A 16,604-nucleotide genomic window follows, 5' to 3' on the forward strand; every position below is an offset into this window, starting at 1 on the left:
GGGCTCCGCCCCGGACCCCGTTTCGGGGGCCAGCCCCCGGGCCCCCGCTCCTCAAACGCCGGAGGGGCTGGGTGTGGGCCCCCGCTCCTCAAACGCCGGAGGGGCTGGGTGTGGGCCCCCGCTCCTCAAACGCCGGAGGGGCTGGATTTGCGCGGGCCGGCCCCCTTGAAAAGCCGTTTTCGTCGTTGTGGGGGCAGCTGGGACAATGGGGCGGTCAGCCGTGCGACCGTATCGGCTGCGGATGAGGAACTTCCAGAAAAAGAGGACGTGCCGATCGTGGCTCAGAGCACCGAGACGACCGACTGGGTCTCCCGTTTCGCGGATGAGGTCATCGAGGAGTCGGAGCGTCGGGCCCCGGGCAAACCCGTCGTCGTCGCGTCCGGTCTGTCTCCCTCGGGACCCATCCACCTGGGGAACCTCCGTGAGGTCATGACGCCGCACCTCGTCGCCGACGAGATCCGGCGGCGGGGGTACCAGGTGCGGCACCTGATCTCCTGGGACGACTACGACCGGTACCGCAAGGTGCCGAACGGGGTCGCGGGCATCGACGACAGCTGGGCCGAGCACATCGGTAAGCCGTTGACCTCCGTGCCCGCCCCCAAGGGCTCCGCCCACCCCAACTGGGCCGAGCACTTCAAGGCCGCGATGGTCGAGTCGCTCGCCGAGATGGGCGTCGAGTTCGACGGGATCAGCCAGACCGCGCAGTACACCTCCGGGGTCTACCGCGAGCAGGTCCTGCACGCCATGCGGCAGCGCGGTGAGATCGACGCGATCCTCGCCCAGTACCGGACGAAGAAGGCCCCGGCCAAGAAGCAGCAGTCGCAGAAGCCCGTCGACGAGGCCGAGCTGGAGGCCGCCGAGGGGTCGGGTGCCGCGGCCGAGGACGACGGCAACAGCTCCGCCGGGTACTTCCCGTACAAGCCCTACTGCGGGCAGTGCGAGAAGGACCTCACCACCGTCACCTCGTACGACGACGACACCACCGAGCTGTCCTACACCTGCGGAGCCTGCGGCTTCTCCGAGAGCGTGCTGCTGAGCGAGTTCAACCGCGGCAAGCTCGTCTGGAAGGTCGACTGGCCCATGCGCTGGGCCTACGAGGGAGTCGTGTTCGAGCCGAGCGGGGTCGACCACTCCTCGCCGGGCTCCTCCTTCCAGGTCGGCGGGCAGATCGTGGGGATCTTCGGGGGCAAGCAGCCCATCGGGCCCATGTACGCGTTCGTCGGGATCAGCGGGATGGCGAAGATGTCGTCGTCCAGGGGCGGGGTTCCCACGCCCGCCGACGCGCTGAAGATCATGGAGCCGCAGATCCTTCGCTGGCTCTACGCCCGCCGCAGGCCCAACCAGTCGTTCAAGATCGCCTTCGACCAGGAGATCCAGCGGCTCTACGACGAGTGGGACAAGCTCGACTCCAAGGTCGCCGACGGCTCCGCGCTGCCGGCGGACGCCGCCGCGCACGCGCGTGCGGTGGGCACGGCCGCCGGTGAGCTGCCGCGCACGTCGCGACCGCTGCCGTACCGCACACTCGCCTCCGTCGCCGACATCACCGCCGGCCACCAGGACCAGGCGCTGCGCATCCTCAGCGAACTCGACCCGGCCGATCCGCTCGCCTCACTCGACGAGGCACGGCCCCGGCTCGACAAGGCCGAGGCGTGGATCAACACCCAGGTGCCCGCCGACCAGCGCACCATCGTGCGTGACGAGCCCGACGCCGAACTGCTCAAGTCCCTCGACGAGCAGGGGCAGGCCTCGCTGCGGCTGCTGCTGGACGGACTCGAGTCGCACTGGTCGCTGGACGGGCTCACGCATCTCGTCTACGGGGTGCCCAAGGTGCAGGCCGGGTTCTCGGCGGACGCCACGCCGAAGGAACTGCCGCCGGAGATCAAGACCGCGCAGAGGTCGTTCTTCGCCCTGCTGTACCACCTGCTGGTGGGGCGTGACACGGGTCCGCGGCTGCCTACGCTGCTGTTGGCCGTGGGTCAGGAGCGGGTGCGGGCGCTGCTCGGGGAGTAAGCCGCTGACACGACGAGACGATGGGGGCGCCCGATGTTCGCCGGGCGCCCCCATCGTCGTCGGTGGCCGGGTTACGCGATGTGGTCCTCTTCCAGTTGCGCGGTGTGGCGGTTGGTGAAGCGCAGGACCATCCGCTTGGCGTCGGCGTCCAGCAGGGGTACGCCGTAGGTCGCCTCGACGTTGTTGCTGAACTCGCGAGGTGTCGGGTAGCCGCTGCCGTTGCTTATCGACTGCTTGAACACCTGGTAGTACGACTCCTCGTCCGGCTCCGGCGGCCCGCCGCCATCACCGAGCTGACGGGTACGGCCCGGGCCCGAGGGGATGGGGAAACTGCCCGTCTCCTCCGGTGAGGGCTCCCGCTCCTCGTACTGCTCCTCGTACTGCTCCACGAGCTGCTCGGCCGGGTACTGCTCCGCGGGGTGCTGCTCCCCGGGGTACTGCTCGGCCGGGTACTGCTCCTCGCGGTACTGCTCGTCGCGGTACTGCTCCGGATCGGCCGGCTGTTCCTCGTACCACTCGTCGTACGGCTTCTCCGGGTCGTAGGCGGGGTTGTAGGCCGGGTTGTAGCCGCCCTGGTACACGGTCTCCTGGGGAGCGGACGCGGCGAACCACGGGCTCTGGTCCTGCTGCGGGTCCTGCCGGGGGCCCTGCTGGACGTACTCCGGCCGCCCCGTGGGCTGACCGCCCTGGGTGAGGCTGCGCTGCTGGGCCTGGGGCGCGGGCGCGTCCAGCTGAGCCTGTGCCTGGGGTGCCTGGGCCTCCAACTGCGGCTGTGGCTGCGACTGGGGCTGTGGCTGCGGCTGTGGCGCCGGAGGCAGCAGCGCCGGCTCGATGCCCGCCGCCGCCAGACCCGCCGGAGCCGTGTCCGCCAACGGCACGCCGTACCGCGCCAGACGCAACGGCATCAACGACTCCACCGGAGCCTTGCGCCGCCACGCACGCCCGAAACGGGACCGCAGCCGCGCCTGATAGACGAGACGTTCCTGCTCCAGCTTGATCACCTGGTCGTACGACCGCAGCTCCCACAGCTTCATACGACGCCACAACAGGAAGGTCGGAAGCGGCGAGAGGAGCCAGCGCGTCAGCCGCACACCCTCCATGTGCTTGTCCGCCGTGATGTCCGCGATCCGGCCGATCGCGTGCCGGGCCGCCTCCACCGACACCACGAACAGCACCGGGATCACCGCGTGCATACCGACACCCAGCGGGTCCGGCCAGGCCGCCGCACCGTTGAACGCGATCGTCGCCGCCGTCAGCAGCCACGCCGTCTGGCGAAGGAGCGGGAAGGGAATGCGGATCCAGGTCAGGAGGAGGTCCAGGGCCAGCAGGACGCAGATGCCCGCGTCGATGCCGATCGGGAAGACATAGCTGAAGTTCCCGAAACCCTTCTGGATGGCGAGTTCCCGTACGGCCGCGTACGAACCCGCGAAACCGATCCCGGCGATGATCACTGCGCCGGCCACGACAACACCGATGAGAATCCGGTGCGTCCGTGTCAGCTGAAGTGGCGCGGCCACCCGTACTCCCCTCCCAATGCCTGTCGTTGCGCGCAACAGAGTGGCACATGTGTGTGTCGCACGCGTGGCCGGTCACCCCGGGAGCCCGGTCCGCAGAACGGCCGGGCTCCCGGAAATGCCTGATGAGGCTACGCGTTCGGGCGCAGCCGCCGACTCAACTCTTCTTCTCGCTCTCCGACGCCGAGGGCGATGCCTTGCCGTCGTCCGAGTCCTTCGCGGCCGACTTGGACGGTGACGCCGACTTCGACGGTGACTTCGACGGCGACGCGCTCGAACCCGAGCCCCCGCCCTGACCGTTCGCCGCGCCTATCGCGGCCACGATCTCCTTCGCGGCCGCCTTCGCGTCCTTCACCAGGTCGTCCGCGCTCGGCGCCTTGTCACCCGCCAGACCCGCACCGTTGTAGTCGAGCGTGATCACCACGTTCTCGGCCCGCGCCACGACCGTCTGCTGCTTGAAGGTGCCTTCCTTCTTCTTCAGGTCGTAGCGCACCACCGTCGCCTGGTCGCCCGTACCGGTCAGCGACTCCGACTTCAGGCTCTTCGCGCCCTCGACCGCCTTCGCCTCCGACAGCTTCTTCTCGAACTGCGCCTGCGCCCGGTCGTCACCCGCACCACGCGACGCGTCCGAGTCCAGGAGCAGCAGCGACACGCTCAGCCAGCGGTACTGCGAACCCTTCACACCGTTGTTGTCGAGACTGATCCAGCGGCAGTCCCCGCTCACGTCCGGCTCACCGTCATTGATCGGCTTGCCCGACTTCACACCCTCCGGGACCATCCCCTCCAGGGTCTTCTTCGACAACATCGTGCACGCCTCGGGCAACTTCGCGTACGCCGCCGCCTTCACCTCGTTCGCCGAAGCCGTGGCCGACGGCTTCGCCGACGGACTCGACGACTCCTTCGCCGCGTCGTCACCGGAGCCGGAGTCCGAGGAACAGCCGGCCGCGACGAGCATCACCGGAAGTGCCGCGGCGCCCACGAGGAACCGCCGGACGCCCCGGCCTCCCCGCCCTCGCCCGCCTCGGTGATGACGCTGGTCTCGCTCTGCTGATCGGTGCATGGTTCCTTCACTCATGATGCTCATGACGCTCGTGGTTCCTGCATGACACTTGTGATACTGCTGTCGGATCGGGTCCGAGGGGCCACGGTACGCGTTGAGCAAGAAGAGCGATTGCCGTTCAACAGGTTTGTGAAGCCGGTGCGGAGGCGGTCAGTCGCCGAACGAATCCGCCAGTCGCGCGGCCAAGTTCCGCGCCCTGTCCTGCATTTCCTCGCTGTCCGGCACCACCGTCAGGGACGCCGGCTGCTCCGCGTACTCCACCGTCACGATCACGTTCGACGTGCGGAACACCACAGTCACCGTCCGCTGCTGCGCCGTACTCAGCTTGTCGTTCACGAACGCCTCGTCGCCGAGGTCGTCGAGCGTACGGGGCTGGAGCGCGGCCGGAGTCCCGCTCGCGGAGGCGGAGGAGTCGGCGGAACCGGATGAACCGGGTGAACCGGATGAGTCGGGTGAACTGGATGAACGGGAAGGGGACTCGGACGCAGACCCGGCCGCGGCACCGGACGCCGCGGCGGACCCGGACGGGGTCGGGGCGCCGGAGGACTCCGCCTCGTCGTCCCCTTCGCTCGCGCTCTCCGAGGGGGACGGCTCGGGAAGGTCCGCGGCCGTCTCCTTCGCGGCGTACACGTCCGCCGCCTTGTCGTCGTCGCTCACCGCGTTGTCGTACGACACCACGCGCTCGAAATCGACGAACAGATGATCCGTGGCGTCAGTGGACTCCACCTTCCACCGGCACCCCACCCGCCGGTCCGTGTCGAACGTCTGCGTCGCCTCACCCTCGTACGCCGTCTCCCGCTGCTCCGCGTCCGTGAGCTGCCGGATGCCCGGCAGGAGCGCGTCCAGCACGCCGTGGGAGACCGCGCCGCACGGCTCGGGCAACGTGCGGTAGCGGCCGGGCTGAGCGGGGGGCGCGGTGGTGCTGGCGTCGCCGGGCCGGTTGTCCTCCGGACTGTCCGGCTCGTCGGAGCCGGTGCAGCCGGCCAGCAACGCCGCGAGGAGCACGGCGATGCCAGGTACGTACGCCTTCGGCTGCACGGAGGGCTCCTCTCGACGGACCGCCGTGGTCGGGGGCGGGTCGCGGTCCGGGGCTGGGGGTCTGGATCTGGGGTTATTCGCTTGCCGCGCCAGGGCGGCCGCTGGACACAATGTCTATCGCACGCACTGCCGTGGACGCCGGTCCGGCATCCCTTTTCATGGACCTTGGCGCCGGTTTTGCGATTTCTGACTTCTGTTGTTGTTCCGGGGGATTGAGGACTGTATGTCGTACGTAGAGGTACCGGGCGCGAAGGTTCCCATCCGCATGTGGGCCGACCCGGCGTCCGTCGAGGACGGCGCGATGCAGCAGCTGCGCAACGTCGCGACCCTGCCGTGGATCAAGGGCCTGGCGGTCATGCCGGACGTCCACTACGGGAAGGGCGCGACGGTCGGGTCCGTCATCGCGATGCGGGGTGCGGTGTGTCCCGCGGCGGTGGGGGTGGACATCGGGTGCGGGATGTCGGCGGTGAAGACGTCCCTGACGGCGAACGACCTGCCGGGGGATCTGTCGCGGCTGCGGTCGAAGATCGAGCAGGCCATTCCGGTGGGGCGGGGGATGCACGACAGCCCCGTCGAGCCGGGGCGGCTGCACGGGTTCGGTGTGGCCGGGTGGGACGACTTCTGGGGGCGGTTCGAGGGGGTTGCGGAGGCGGTGAAGTTCCGGAGGGGGCGGGCTGCTCTGCAGATGGGGACGCTCGGAGCCGGCAACCATTTTGTAGAGATTTGCATTGATATATCCGATTCGGTGTGGCTCATGCTGCACTCCGGGTCCCGGAACATCGGCAAGGAGCTGGCCGAGCACCACATCGGCGTGGCGCAGAAGCTTCCGCACAACCAGGGCTTGGTCGACCGTGACCTCGCCGTCTTCGTCGCGGACACGCCGCAGATGGCGGCCTACCGCAACGACCTGTTCTGGGCGCAGGAGTACGCGAAGTACAACCGCACGGTCATGATGGCGCTTCTGAAGGACGTGGTCCGCAAGGAGTTCAAGAAGGCGAAGCCGACCTTCGAGCCGGAGATCAGCGCTCATCACAACTACGTTTCGGAAGAGCGCTATGACGGAGTGGACTTGCTGGTCACTCGCAAGGGAGCAATCCGCGCAGGCTCGGGCGAGTACGGGATCATCCCAGGCTCGATGGGCACGGGTTCCTACATCGTGAAGGGCCTCGGCAACGAGAAGTCCTTCAACTCGGCGTCGCACGGCGCCGGTCGACGCATGAGCCGTAACGCGGCGAAGCGGCGCTTCTCGACGAAGGACTTGGAGGAGCAGACGCGAGGCGTGGAGTGCCGCAAGGACTCCGGCGTCGTGGACGAGATCCCGAGCGCCTATAAGCCGATTGAGCAGGTCATTGATCAGCAGCGCGACCTGGTGCAGGTCGTGGCAAAACTCAAGCAGGTCGTTTGTGTGAAGGGCTGAGTGCGGACCTGCAACACTGAGCCCCGGACAAAGTTGCCGGGGCTCTGTGCCGTTTGTGAGGTAAACGCTATGCGGCTCGGCCGCCGCGCACGGTCTCACGCCACACAGGAACGATCGCCGTGGGCTCGAAGCGATGCGATCCCTTGGTACCCGGGAGGATGATCACAGACGACAAGAGACCGAAAAGGATCTCGCGCTTCTCGCTCAGGCTCAACCCGTCCCAGTGGCTCAGTGTGTCGAAGCGCTCATGCACAACAGGGCTGTGCTTGACGAACCAAGCCTGCCGGTCGTTCGTCAGTCGCTTGATCTCCCTTTCCTCCCGTGCCAGTTGCGAGAAGTAATCGGAGTCGCTGAACTCTCCGGCGTACCACTTCTCCTGGAGGGCGGCCTTGCGCTGATTGGCAATCTCCAGGCTGTTCGTGTCAGGCCAGGGCGCCAACCACGAGCCGAGTAGACCGTGCTGCTCAAGCTGGGTGAGCGCGTACTGAGTGATCAAGTCGTCCACCGCAGGACCTTGACGGCTGAGGCGGCCGCAGCCTCCGTCCAGCGTAGGACGGCAACGGTACTCGTACGACATGCTGGTGGGATGCCCGTGCATGGATGCACCACAGTTCTTTCCGTCTCCGAGGGGCCGTCCGCAGCGCACCAAACCGGTGAGCAGGTACCTGGCGCCATCTCGTGAGGCGCCGGTTCTGTTCCAGCCGCCGGGGTGGCGTCGCCCGTCCAGCGACTTTGTGATCGCCAGCCACTCCCCCGGTGCCACGATGGGTTCCCACTGGCCCAGCACGGGCTTTCCGGTGGTGTCGAGCACGAGAACGCCGTGGAGTTTGCGGTATCCGCAGATACGCGGGTTGCGGAGGACCTGCTTGACTGTCTGCCGCTGCCAGGGGTTGCCCAGTGTGGTTGTGTATCCGGAGGAAACGAAGTCCTGGGTAACGGCGGTCAGGCTTCCACCACCCAAAATGCGATGCACCCCGCACCGCACGATCTCCGACTCGCCTGGATGAAGAGTGAGCTTGTCGGTGTTCCAGCCGAAGGGGCGACGCGAAGCCACCGGCTCGCCGCGCTCGGCCCGGGCTCGGTGATTCAACCTTGCCCGCTGCTGTTGTTTCGTACTCTCGGCCCGTGCGGCAGCAGCTCCGAGGAGGCCGCGCTGCACCGCATCCTCCCCGTACAGGTCGTACTGCCCGAGAGTGTCGGTGTACGTGCGGTGGGGGTGAGCCTTGAAGCACATGAGGAAGCGCTGATATGTTCGCACGTCTCGGTATAGGCGGTCGTCGGAGACGCACACGACCCCGTCGATCGGGTATCCGGTTGCGGTGACTCCGGATTCGAGTGCGGTGAGCATGTCTTCGAAATCCGGCCTTGTGACGCCGACCTTGGAAGCGGACTTGTCATTGTCTACGTAGCGGTGGACGACGATGGCGCGGTGTTGCGCTGCGATGCGTGCGCAGTGTGCCGCTTGGTCCTCGACGCCATGGCCATCTCGCCTGTGCGCGGCGAAGGAGATACGGCAATAGGCAACGACGAGACGCCAGCCTTCGCTCCGGAGTGCCAGCGCCTCTGGCAGTGGCGGCGAGTTGTCGGGCACACCGCGCAGTTCCGTGAGTAGCAGCGCCACGGATGAGGCCGGGGGCCTGCTTCGCGTGCGATGGGCGACAGGCACGATCGAACTCACGTTAGTGTCGAGCTCAGCCACAGGGAAAGCCTCTACTTCCTTGTCGGTCAGGCCCTCGGTCCGGGTGGCACTCCGGCCGGGGGCCGGCGTGTTGATGTTGTGGCGTGAGCCTAGGTCGCGAGATCGGGCGTCGTGTGGGTGATCGAGAGGGTTCACCTGTGTGAGGTAGGGGCCCGGCTGGCGGCGTGCGAAGGTTGCGCCATGCTTGTTGCCCGTTCCGTTGTCCTGTTCGTCGTTGCCGCGTTGTTCGAGATCGGTGGGGCGTGGCTCGTCTGGCAGGGGGTGCGGGAGCATCGCGGGTGGGTGTGGGTCGGGGCGGGGGTGCTCGCGCTCGGGGCGTACGGGTTCGTGGCGACGCTTCAGCCCGATGCGAACTTCGGGCGGATCCTGGCGGCGTATGGGGGAGTGTTCGTCGCCGGGTCGCTGGCGTGGGGGATGGTCGCCGATGGGTACCGGCCCGATCGGTGGGACGTGATCGGCGCGCTGGTGTGTCTGGTCGGGATGGGCTTGATCATGTACGCGCCCAGGGGTGAGGGCTGACACCTATCCTTGCGGGGGAGTGAATCGCCCAGGCATGCAGTTCGGCACCCCCGGCATTGAGGAGTTACGTCCATGACCGCCCCCGCCACCCCGTCCGCCGCCTCCCGTATCGCCGTCGTCACGGGGGCGAGCAGCGGTATCGGGGCCGCGACGGCCCGGCAGCTGGCCGCGGCCGGGTATCGCGTGGTGCTGACCGCGCGGCGCAAGGACCGGATCGAGGCGCTGGCGGAGGAGATCAACGCGGCGGGGCACTCGGCGGCGGCGTACGCGCTGGATGTGACGGACCGGGCGGCCGTGGACGAGTTCGCCGGCGCGTTCAAGACCATCGGCGTGCTGGTGAACAACGCGGGTGGGGCGCTCGGTGCCGATCCGGTGGCGACCGGTGATCCGGAGGACTGGCGCCGGATGTACGAGACGAATGTCATCGGCACGCTGAATCTCACGCAGGCGCTGCTTCCGGCGCTCACGGCGAGCGGTGACGGCACGGTCGTCGTGGTGTCGTCCACCGCCGGGCTCGGCACGTACGAGGGCGGTGCGGGGTACGTGGCCGCCAAGCACGGTGCGCACGTGCTCGCGGAGACGCTGCGGCTGGAGATCGTCGGGACGCCGGTGCGGGTGATCGAGGTCGCGCCGGGGATGGTGAAGACGGACGAGTTCGCGCTGACCCGCTTCGATGGGGACGAGGAGCGGGCTGCCAAGGTGTACGAGGGTGTGGCCGAGCCGCTGACCGCCGACGACGTGGCGGACACGATTGCCTGGGCGGTGACGCGGCCCAGTCATGTGAATGTTGATCTGCTCGTGCTGCGGCCTCGTGCGCAGGCCTCCAATACGAAGGTTCACCGGGAGCTCTGATGCCGGAGGGGTCCGAGGTGACCGGCGAGTCCGGAGCGACCGTTGAGTCGGGGGAGCTCTCGGCGGAGCGGCGGCGGCTGGTCGAGGAGAAGAAGAACGAGCGGTACGTGTGGTGGTACCTCGGGTACTTCCTGTTCGGCATCCACCTCGTGGCGTTCGTGATGATCTACGCCGTGCTGCACGCGAAGTAGCCGGTCACCGGCTCTTTTGCGTGCGGGTCACGTGTGGGCGGTGGCCTGCGCGTAGGCCGTGGGCGGTACGCCGACCGTGGTCGTGAAGTCGCGGACGAGGTGGGCCTGGTCCGCGTAGCCGAGGTCGGCGGCGAGGGCGGCCCAGTCGACGGCGCGGTCGGTCTCGGCGCGTTCCAGGGCCTCGTGGATCCGGTAGCGGAGGATGACCCACTTCGGCCCGACGCCGACGTACACGGCGAACAGGCGCTGCATGAGCCGTACGGACAGGCCCTCGCCGCGGGCGAAGTCGCCGACGCGGCGGATGGTGCGGTCGGTGCGGACGCGGTCGACGAGGGCCATGGCGAGGTCGGCCTGGGGGTCCGGTTTCGGGGCGAGGGCGAGCAGGAACTCGTCGAGGGCGGTGACGCGGGCGTCGTCGGTGGCAGGGCTGAGGACGGCCTCGGTGTCTGCTGCGGTGTCGCGCCCCGGGTACGCCTCCGGCAGCCGCACCCGGCGGCCCGTCCAGTCGCTCACCGGCCGGTCGGGCGCGAAGGGGCGGAAGCCGCCGGGACGGAACTGGATGCCGCAGACGTGGCCCCGGCCCTCCAGTTTCTGGGTGAAGAGGTCGAGGCCGATGCCGGAGACCTCGCCGAAGTCGGTGGGGTCCTGGTCCTCGTACCGCTGGAAGACGATGTTCACGGACGGGTGCGGGACGACATGGGAGACGTAGGGCTCGGTCAGGTCCCAGTCGATCAGCCAGTAGTGCTCCAGGTAGGGGCGGAGCGGTGCGGCCGGTTCGTGGCGGCGGAAGCGGACGCGGGTGAGGAGTTCCGAGGCGTCGACGATGCCTCGGGTGTCGCGGCGTGGGGCGGCCATGAGGGGATGGTAGGCGCCGGGTCCGACAGTCGGCCGGAGCGCGGGAATAGTGCGGCCCGTGCCCTGGTTCGCGAGTATGGTTGAATCATAAACAATCTGGCAATCTGGAGGGTGGAGCAAACGATGATGCAGTTCGGGATCTTCAGCGTCGGCGACGTGACCCCCGACCCCACCACGGGCCGGACGCCGACCGAGCGCGAGCGCATCAAGGCCATGGTCGCGATCGCGCAGAAGGCCGAGGAGGTCGGGCTCGACGTGTTCGCGACGGGGGAGCACCACAACCCGCCGTTCGTGCCGTCGTCGCCCACGACCATGCTGGGCTGGATCGCCGCCCGCACCGAGCGGCTGATCCTCTCCACGGCCACCACCCTGATCACCACCAACGACCCGGTGAAGATCGCCGAGGACTTCGCGATGCTCCAGCACCTGGCCGACGGCCGGGTGGACCTGATGCTGGGGCGCGGCAACACCGGGCCGGTCTACCCGTGGTTCGGGCAGGACATCCGGCAGGGCATCAACCTCGCCATCGAGAACTACGCCCTGCTGCACCGGCTGTGGCGCGAGGACGTCGTGAACTGGGAGGGCAAGTTCCGCACGCCGCTCCAGGGCTTCACGTCCACGCCCCGGCCGATGGACGGCGTGCCGCCGTTCGTCTGGCACGGTTCCATCCGCTCCCCGGAGATCGCCGAGCAGGCCGCGTTCTACGGCGACGGCTTCTTCCACAACAACATCTTCTGGCCGGCGAGCCACACCAAGCAGATGGTCGAGCTGTACCGGAGCCGGTACGCGCACCACGGGCACGGCACGCCCGAGCAGGCGATCGTGGGACTGGGCGGGCACGTCTTCATGCGGAAGAACTCCCAGGACGCGGTGCGTGAGTTCCGGCCCTACTTCGACGTGGCGCCGGTGTATGGCCACGGGCCCTCGCTGGAGGACTTCATGGACCAGACGCCGCTGACGGTCGGGACGCCGGAGCAGGTGATCGAGAAGACGCTGGCCTTCCGGGAGTACGCCGGTGACTACCAGCGCCAGCTGTTCCTGGTCGACCACGCGGGGCTGCCGCTGAAGACCGTGCTGGAGCAGATCGACATGCTCGGCGAGGAGGTCGTGCCGGTGTTGCGTGAGGAGTTCGCGAAGGGGCGGCCGGCGGGCGTGCCGGACGCGCCGACGCATCTGTCTCTGCGTGGCGCGCTGCGGTGAGTGGTTCGTGGGGTGGGGTGTGGGGGAGCGCCGTAGGGGTGGTGTCGTAGGGCGGCTGTGGGTTCGTTGTGGCTGGTCGCTCCCCCACTCTCGGCTTCGCTCGAGCGGGGGGACCCCCATCGCGGCGGAGCCGCACGGTGTCACAGCCCCGCGCCCCTTGAGGGGCTGCGCCCCCTTCGGGGCGCTGCCCTCAGGGGCCGGGGAAGGCCTCTCACGTCTCCCGGGCCGCCTGGGTGCCCGGGAGGCCCAGGCGGGTGCCCCAGGCCCGTACTCGGCGGCGCAGTGAGCGGTGCCGGCGGCGGGTCCAGGTCGTCAGGCGGGCCCGGTCGCGTTCCCAGGCGCGGCGGCAGCGGGTGGCGCGGAGTTCCGCGAAGAGGAGTTCGTAGCGGGAGAGGATGGGGGCCGCGTCGTAGCGGTGGGCGCTCTTGAGGGCGGCGGCGCCCATGGCGCGGCGGGCCGGTTCGTCGGCGATCAGTTCGAGGATGGCGTCGGAGAGGGCGCGCGGGTCGTCCACGGGGACGAGGCGGCCGTCGACGCCGTCGGTGATGATCTCGGCGGGCCCGAGCGGGCAGTCCGTGCTGATGACCGGCACTCCGCAGCGCATCGCCTCGACCAGCGTCATCCCGAACGACTCCGCTTCCGAGGCGCTGACCACCAGTGATGCCTTGGCGAACTCGGTCTCGATGGGGGTGCGCGGGCCCATGAGGCGGGCCCGGCCGGAGAGGCCGAGCTCGTCGATCATGCGATTCAGGCGCTCCTTCTGCTTGCCTCCGCCGTAGATGCGCAGCCGCCAGTCAGGTTCCTTCGCCGTGACCCGCGCGAACGCCTCCAGGAGCAGGTCGAAGCGCTTGCCGGGGGCCAGTCGGCCCGCCGCCGCGATGACGGGGGCGGTGCCGGTGGAGGGGGCGGTGCCGACCTCGGGGACGATGTTCGGTACCGACATCACGCGCACGCCCGGGAGGGACATGCGGGCGCGGTACACGTTCGCGTCCGCCTCGGTGGTCGTCACCACCGCGTCCAGCGCCCGGTAGTGCCGGGCGAGCACCTTGCGCAGCCGCTTGTCGTGCGCGTCGTGGCGCAGGTGCTCCTGGCCGACGCGCAGGGCACGGCGGGGCGCGAAGCGGGCGACGTAGACGTTGAGCCCGGGGCGGGTGCCGATCACGATGTCCGCGTGGCAGCGGGCGAGATGGGCGCGGACCCGGCGGTCGGTGAGGCGTGTGTACTGGTTGTGGCGCTTGTCCTCGGCGGGGTAGTCGAGGGCCGGCTGCCCGAGGGCGGGGTCGGCGAGGTCCGTGCTGCCCTCGCGCGTGTCCACCAGGGGGACCAGCGTGATCCGCGGGTCGATCCCGAAGCGCGGGGTGTCCCGGTGCCGCGACATGGACACGATCTCGACATCGTGGTGGTCCGCCAGAGCCGACGCCAGGTTCAGCGTCGTGCGGACGGTGCCGCCGATGGCGTACGCGTTGTGCAGCAGGAACACGATCTTCATGCGCTGGGCCTTCGTCGTGGTGCGGTGGATCGTCGTCTTCTGCGGGGCGGGTGTCCGCTCGGTGTGCGGTCCGCTTCCCGTCAGCTCCGTAGGAGTCGCGTACCCGTCCTGCTCGCCGTAGTCCGTCCGATCCCCGTACTCCACCCGATTGCCGCGCTCCGTTCGATCCCCGTGATCCTCGCGATCGCCGCGCTCCGTCGGTTCGTCGCGATCGCCGCGCCCGTCGTGTTCCGCGCGCGTTCTGCCTGCGGTGTGTGCGCTGCCCTTCCCGCGCTCCATACGACCCATATGACCCTTCCCGGCGCGACCTTGGTCCCTGTGGTCCGCCTGGCATACCGGACACGGTTGCCCGGCGAGGTAAGCCACCCGCCCCGCCCCGGTGAGAGGCGGGTAAGAAGCCCGCTCCCGTCCGACTCCCCCGGGTGGTTCACCGCCGAGGCCTTGGCAGACTGGTGGGGTGCCCCAGAATGTGCTGCTCGCCGAGGACGACCGCGCCATCCGACATGCCCTGGAACGCGCGCTGACCCTGGAGGGTTACGAGGTCACGGCCGTCGCCGACGGTGTCGAGGCGCTCGCGCAGGCCCACCGGACGCCCCCGGACGTGCTCGTGCTGGACGTGATGATGCCGGGTATCGACGGCCTCCAGGTGTGCCGTGTCCTGCGGGCGGAGGGCGATCGGACGCCGATCCTGATGCTCACCGCGCTCGTCGAGACGGCCGACCGGATCGCCGGTCTGGACGCCGGAGCGGACGATTACGTCGTTAAGCCATTCGACGTAGAAGAGGTCTTCGCCCGGCTGAGGGCCCTGCTGCGCCGAACGGGTAACGGAATGGGGAGCGCCGTCGAGGCGCCCAAGCCGATCGTTGACCGTGACGTCGGCGGGCTGCTGTCCGCCGCAGGACTGCGCATGGACGTGCACGCGCGGCGGGCCTGGCGCGGTGCGCGCGAGCTGGAGCTGACCCGGACCGAGTTCGACCTCCTCGAACTGCTCATGCGCAACGCCGGGATCGTCCTCGACCACGCGACGATCTACGACCGCATCTGGGGCTACGACTTCGGTCCCGGCTCCAAGAACCTCGCCGTGTACGTCGGCTACCTGAGACGCAAGCTCGACGAGCCGGGTGCTCCGGCGCTGATCCACACGGTGCGCGGCGTGGGGTACGTGCTGAGGGAGGACTGAGTGCGCCCGCGCTTCCGCCTGCGCCGGGTCTCCTCCCTGCGGGCGACCTTCACCGTGTCCTTCGCGGCCGTGGCCGCCGCCGTCACGGTCGTGGTCGGGGTCCTCAGCTACAGCGCGGCCGCCCGGCTGGTGCGCGTGGACCAGCAGACCGTGTTCGCCGCGGTGGTGCGTGACCTGCAGGGACAGGTGCGGGAACAGAAGCTCAGGCCCGAGGACTACGCGTCCTTGGACCAGGGCGGGCCCCGTGACGAGCTGATGGGGGCGGGCCGGACGGACATCCAGGTGCTCGGAGCGCGTGGCGAACTCGTCGACAAGGGCAGCCCGGTCCTGCCGGTGCGTGCCGGCGACCGCGGCACGGCGGGGGACGCCGTCGCGGGCCGCACGGTCGAGCACGACGCGGTGGCCCTCGGTGACGACCGTTACCGCGTGGCCACCGTCGCCCTCGGGGGCGGGCGGGGCGCGATCCAGGTGGCTCAGGAGTTCAGCGACACCGAGGACCTGCTGCGGGAGCTGCAGCAGCGGACCGTGCTGCTGGAGGCGGCCGTCGTCGTCTCGGCCGGGCTGTTCGGCTGGTGGCTGGCGCGGCGCATCACCCGGCGTCTGGTGCGGCTCGCGGGCGCGGCGGAGGACGTGGCGCGCACCGGTCGTCTCTCCATCCAGGTGCCGGTGACCGGACGGGACGAGGTGGGGCGGCTCGGGCGCTCCTTCGACCGCATGCTGGTACGGCTCGCCCAGTCGGAGGAGGACCAGCGGAGGCTGGTCCAGGACGCGGGCCACGAACTGCGCACCCCGCTGACGTCGTTGCGCACGAACATCTCACTGCTCCGCCGGATCGACGAGTTCCCGGCGTCCGTTCGTGAGGAGCTGGTCGCCGACCTCGCCGAGGAGGCCCGCGAACTGACCGATCTGGTCAACGAGTTGGTCGATCTCGCGGCCGGTCAGTCCAGCACCGAGGCGGTCCAGCGGGTGGAGCTCGCGGACATCGTCGAGGACGTGGCGGTGGTCGCGCGGCGGCGGACCGGGCGGGAGGTCGTGGTGCGGGTGCACGGGGACACGACGGTGGCCGGGCGGGTGGGGGCGTTGCAGCGGGCGGTGTCGAACCTGGTGGAGAACGCGGCGAAGTTCGACCGTGGGGGGTTGGGGGTGATCGAGGTCGTGGTGACGGGGCCGTCGGGTGGGGGTGTTGTGCCCGGGGTGTCCGGTACGGAGGCGGCGGGGGCCGAGGGGGTGGAGGGTCCTGTGGGTCTTGTGGGTCCTGTGGCTCCTGTGGGTGGTGACGGCGAGGGTGACGGGGGCGGTGACGGGGCCGTTCGTGTGGAAGTGCTCGATCGTGGTCCGGGGATCGCCGCCGCCGATCTGATCCGTGTCTTCGACCGCTTCTACCGTGCTCCGGCTGCCCGCAGCCTGCCCGGTTCCGGGCTCGGGCTGTCCATCGTCCGGGAGGTCGCCACGGCGCACGGGGGTTCGCCGTTCGCGTTCCGGCGGGAGGGTGGGGGGTCGGTCATCGGGTTCACGGTGGGGACCGGGGCGGGGGCGGTGGGGCAGGAGCGGTGAGGGGGCTGGGTGCGGTGGGTTGGTCG

Annotated in this window: 14 protein-coding genes; 8 read left to right on the forward strand and 6 right to left on the reverse strand. The window is 69.4% G+C overall.

What is annotated here, in order from left to right; translation table 11 throughout:
- Positions 1 to 267: 267 nt before the first annotated feature.
- Positions 268 to 2,010, forward strand: a complete 1,743-nt coding sequence (gene lysS / locus AB0959_RS15235) for a lysine--tRNA ligase (RefSeq protein WP_366826874.1) — start codon at positions 268 to 270, stop codon at positions 2,008 to 2,010.
- Between the two features lie 71 nt (positions 2,011 to 2,081).
- Here the strand turns inward: lysS and AB0959_RS15240 are convergent, their stop codons facing one another.
- From AB0959_RS15240 to AB0959_RS15250, 3 genes are all read right to left on the reverse strand, one after another.
- Positions 2,082 to 3,527 carry a DUF2637 domain-containing protein gene (locus tag AB0959_RS15240; RefSeq protein ID WP_366826875.1) on the reverse strand — a complete coding sequence of 482 codons (1,446 nt, stop codon included), beginning with the start codon at positions 3,525 to 3,527 and terminating at the stop codon, positions 2,082 to 2,084.
- Between the two features lie 154 nt (positions 3,528 to 3,681).
- Positions 3,682 to 4,479: a DUF3558 domain-containing protein gene (locus AB0959_RS15245; RefSeq protein ID WP_366826876.1), complete on the reverse strand. Its 798-nt coding sequence runs from the start codon at positions 4,477 to 4,479 to the stop codon at positions 3,682 to 3,684.
- Positions 4,480 to 4,734: 255 nt separating this feature from the next.
- The gene (locus AB0959_RS15250) at positions 4,735 to 5,622 is read right to left on the reverse strand and encodes a DUF3558 domain-containing protein (RefSeq protein ID WP_366826877.1); all 888 of its coding nucleotides are present in this window, start codon (positions 5,620 to 5,622) and stop codon (positions 4,735 to 4,737) included.
- Positions 5,623 to 5,845: 223 nt separating this feature from the next.
- On the opposite strand from AB0959_RS15250, the gene AB0959_RS15255 reads away from it, so the two are divergent.
- The gene (locus AB0959_RS15255) at positions 5,846 to 7,039 is read left to right on the forward strand and encodes an RtcB family protein (RefSeq protein WP_366826878.1); all 1,194 of its coding nucleotides are present in this window, start codon (positions 5,846 to 5,848) and stop codon (positions 7,037 to 7,039) included.
- A gap of 67 nt (positions 7,040 to 7,106) precedes the next feature.
- On the opposite strand, the gene AB0959_RS15260 is transcribed toward AB0959_RS15255, so the two are convergent.
- On the reverse strand, positions 7,107 to 8,738 hold the full coding sequence (locus tag AB0959_RS15260) for a recombinase family protein (protein WP_366826879.1): 1,632 nt from the start codon (positions 8,736 to 8,738) through the stop codon (positions 7,107 to 7,109).
- Between the two features lie 180 nt (positions 8,739 to 8,918).
- On the opposite strand from AB0959_RS15260, the gene AB0959_RS15265 reads away from it, so the two are divergent.
- The 3 genes from AB0959_RS15265 to AB0959_RS15275 all read left to right on the forward strand — a co-directional run bounded on the left by AB0959_RS15265 (position 8,919) and on the right by AB0959_RS15275 (position 10,300).
- Positions 8,919 to 9,257 (forward strand): YnfA family protein, encoded by a 339-nt coding sequence (locus tag AB0959_RS15265; RefSeq protein WP_366826880.1) that lies wholly within the window; start codon positions 8,919 to 8,921, stop codon positions 9,255 to 9,257.
- Between the two features lie 72 nt (positions 9,258 to 9,329).
- Complete coding sequence (locus AB0959_RS15270; protein WP_366826881.1) at positions 9,330 to 10,109, forward strand: SDR family NAD(P)-dependent oxidoreductase; 780 nt, start codon at positions 9,330 to 9,332, stop codon at positions 10,107 to 10,109.
- Entirely contained in the window at positions 10,109 to 10,300 is a 192-nt protein-coding gene (locus AB0959_RS15275; protein ID WP_366826882.1) for a hypothetical protein, read from the forward strand. The genes AB0959_RS15270 and AB0959_RS15275 overlap by 1 nt, the downstream gene beginning before the upstream one ends.
- A 27-nt stretch (positions 10,301 to 10,327) precedes the next feature.
- Here AB0959_RS15275 and AB0959_RS15280 read toward each other — a convergent pair whose 3' ends face one another.
- On the reverse strand, positions 10,328 to 11,155 hold the full coding sequence (locus AB0959_RS15280; RefSeq protein WP_366826883.1) for a DUF6597 domain-containing transcriptional factor: 828 nt from the start codon (positions 11,153 to 11,155) through the stop codon (positions 10,328 to 10,330).
- Between the two features lie 126 nt (positions 11,156 to 11,281).
- Here AB0959_RS15280 and AB0959_RS15285 point away from each other — a divergent pair, with 126 nt between their 5' ends.
- Positions 11,282 to 12,355, forward strand: coding sequence for an LLM class flavin-dependent oxidoreductase (locus tag AB0959_RS15285; protein WP_366827059.1), 1,074 nt, complete (start codon positions 11,282 to 11,284; stop codon positions 12,353 to 12,355).
- A gap of 211 nt (positions 12,356 to 12,566) precedes the next feature.
- Here the strand turns inward: AB0959_RS15285 and AB0959_RS15290 are convergent, their stop codons facing one another.
- Positions 12,567 to 13,844 carry a glycosyltransferase family 4 protein gene (locus tag AB0959_RS15290; RefSeq protein ID WP_366827060.1) on the reverse strand — a complete coding sequence of 426 codons (1,278 nt, stop codon included), beginning with the start codon at positions 13,842 to 13,844 and terminating at the stop codon, positions 12,567 to 12,569.
- A 457-nt stretch (positions 13,845 to 14,301) separates the two neighbouring features.
- On the opposite strand from AB0959_RS15290, the gene AB0959_RS15295 reads away from it, so the two are divergent.
- Both AB0959_RS15295 and AB0959_RS15300 read left to right on the forward strand, forming a co-directional pair.
- On the forward strand, positions 14,302 to 15,024 hold the full coding sequence (locus AB0959_RS15295; RefSeq protein ID WP_366826884.1) for a response regulator transcription factor: 723 nt from the start codon (positions 14,302 to 14,304) through the stop codon (positions 15,022 to 15,024).
- On the forward strand, positions 15,025 to 16,578 hold the full coding sequence (locus AB0959_RS15300; protein WP_366826885.1) for a HAMP domain-containing sensor histidine kinase: 1,554 nt from the start codon (positions 15,025 to 15,027) through the stop codon (positions 16,576 to 16,578). It begins immediately after the preceding gene.
- Positions 16,579 to 16,604 lie beyond the last annotated feature (26 nt).

It is taken from the genome of Streptomyces sp. NPDC046862 (assembly GCF_040704615.1).
In the GTDB taxonomy this organism is placed as follows: Bacteria; Actinomycetota; Actinomycetes; order Streptomycetales; family Streptomycetaceae; genus Streptomyces.

Excerpts from the sequence above, each read along its gene's own strand:
- AB0959_RS15285 (WP_366827059.1), top strand. The coding sequence starts at position 11,282 with ATGCAGTTCGGGATCTTCAGCGTCGGCGACGTGACCCCCGACCCCACC.
- AB0959_RS15270 (WP_366826881.1), top strand. The coding sequence starts at position 9,330 with ATGACCGCCCCCGCCACCCCGTCCGCCGCCTCCCGTATCGCCGTCGTC.
- AB0959_RS15290 (WP_366827060.1), bottom strand. The coding sequence starts at position 13,844 with ATGAAGATCGTGTTCCTGCTGCACAACGCGTACGCCATCGGCGGCACC.
- AB0959_RS15275 (WP_366826882.1), top strand. The coding sequence starts at position 10,109 with ATGCCGGAGGGGTCCGAGGTGACCGGCGAGTCCGGAGCGACCGTTGAG.
- AB0959_RS15265 (WP_366826880.1), top strand. The coding sequence starts at position 8,919 with ATGCTTGTTGCCCGTTCCGTTGTCCTGTTCGTCGTTGCCGCGTTGTTC.
- AB0959_RS15255 (WP_366826878.1), top strand. The coding sequence starts at position 5,846 with ATGTCGTACGTAGAGGTACCGGGCGCGAAGGTTCCCATCCGCATGTGG.
- AB0959_RS15280 (WP_366826883.1), bottom strand. The coding sequence starts at position 11,155 with ATGGCCGCCCCACGCCGCGACACCCGAGGCATCGTCGACGCCTCGGAA.
- AB0959_RS15245 (WP_366826876.1), bottom strand. The coding sequence starts at position 4,479 with ATGCTCGTCGCGGCCGGCTGTTCCTCGGACTCCGGCTCCGGTGACGAC.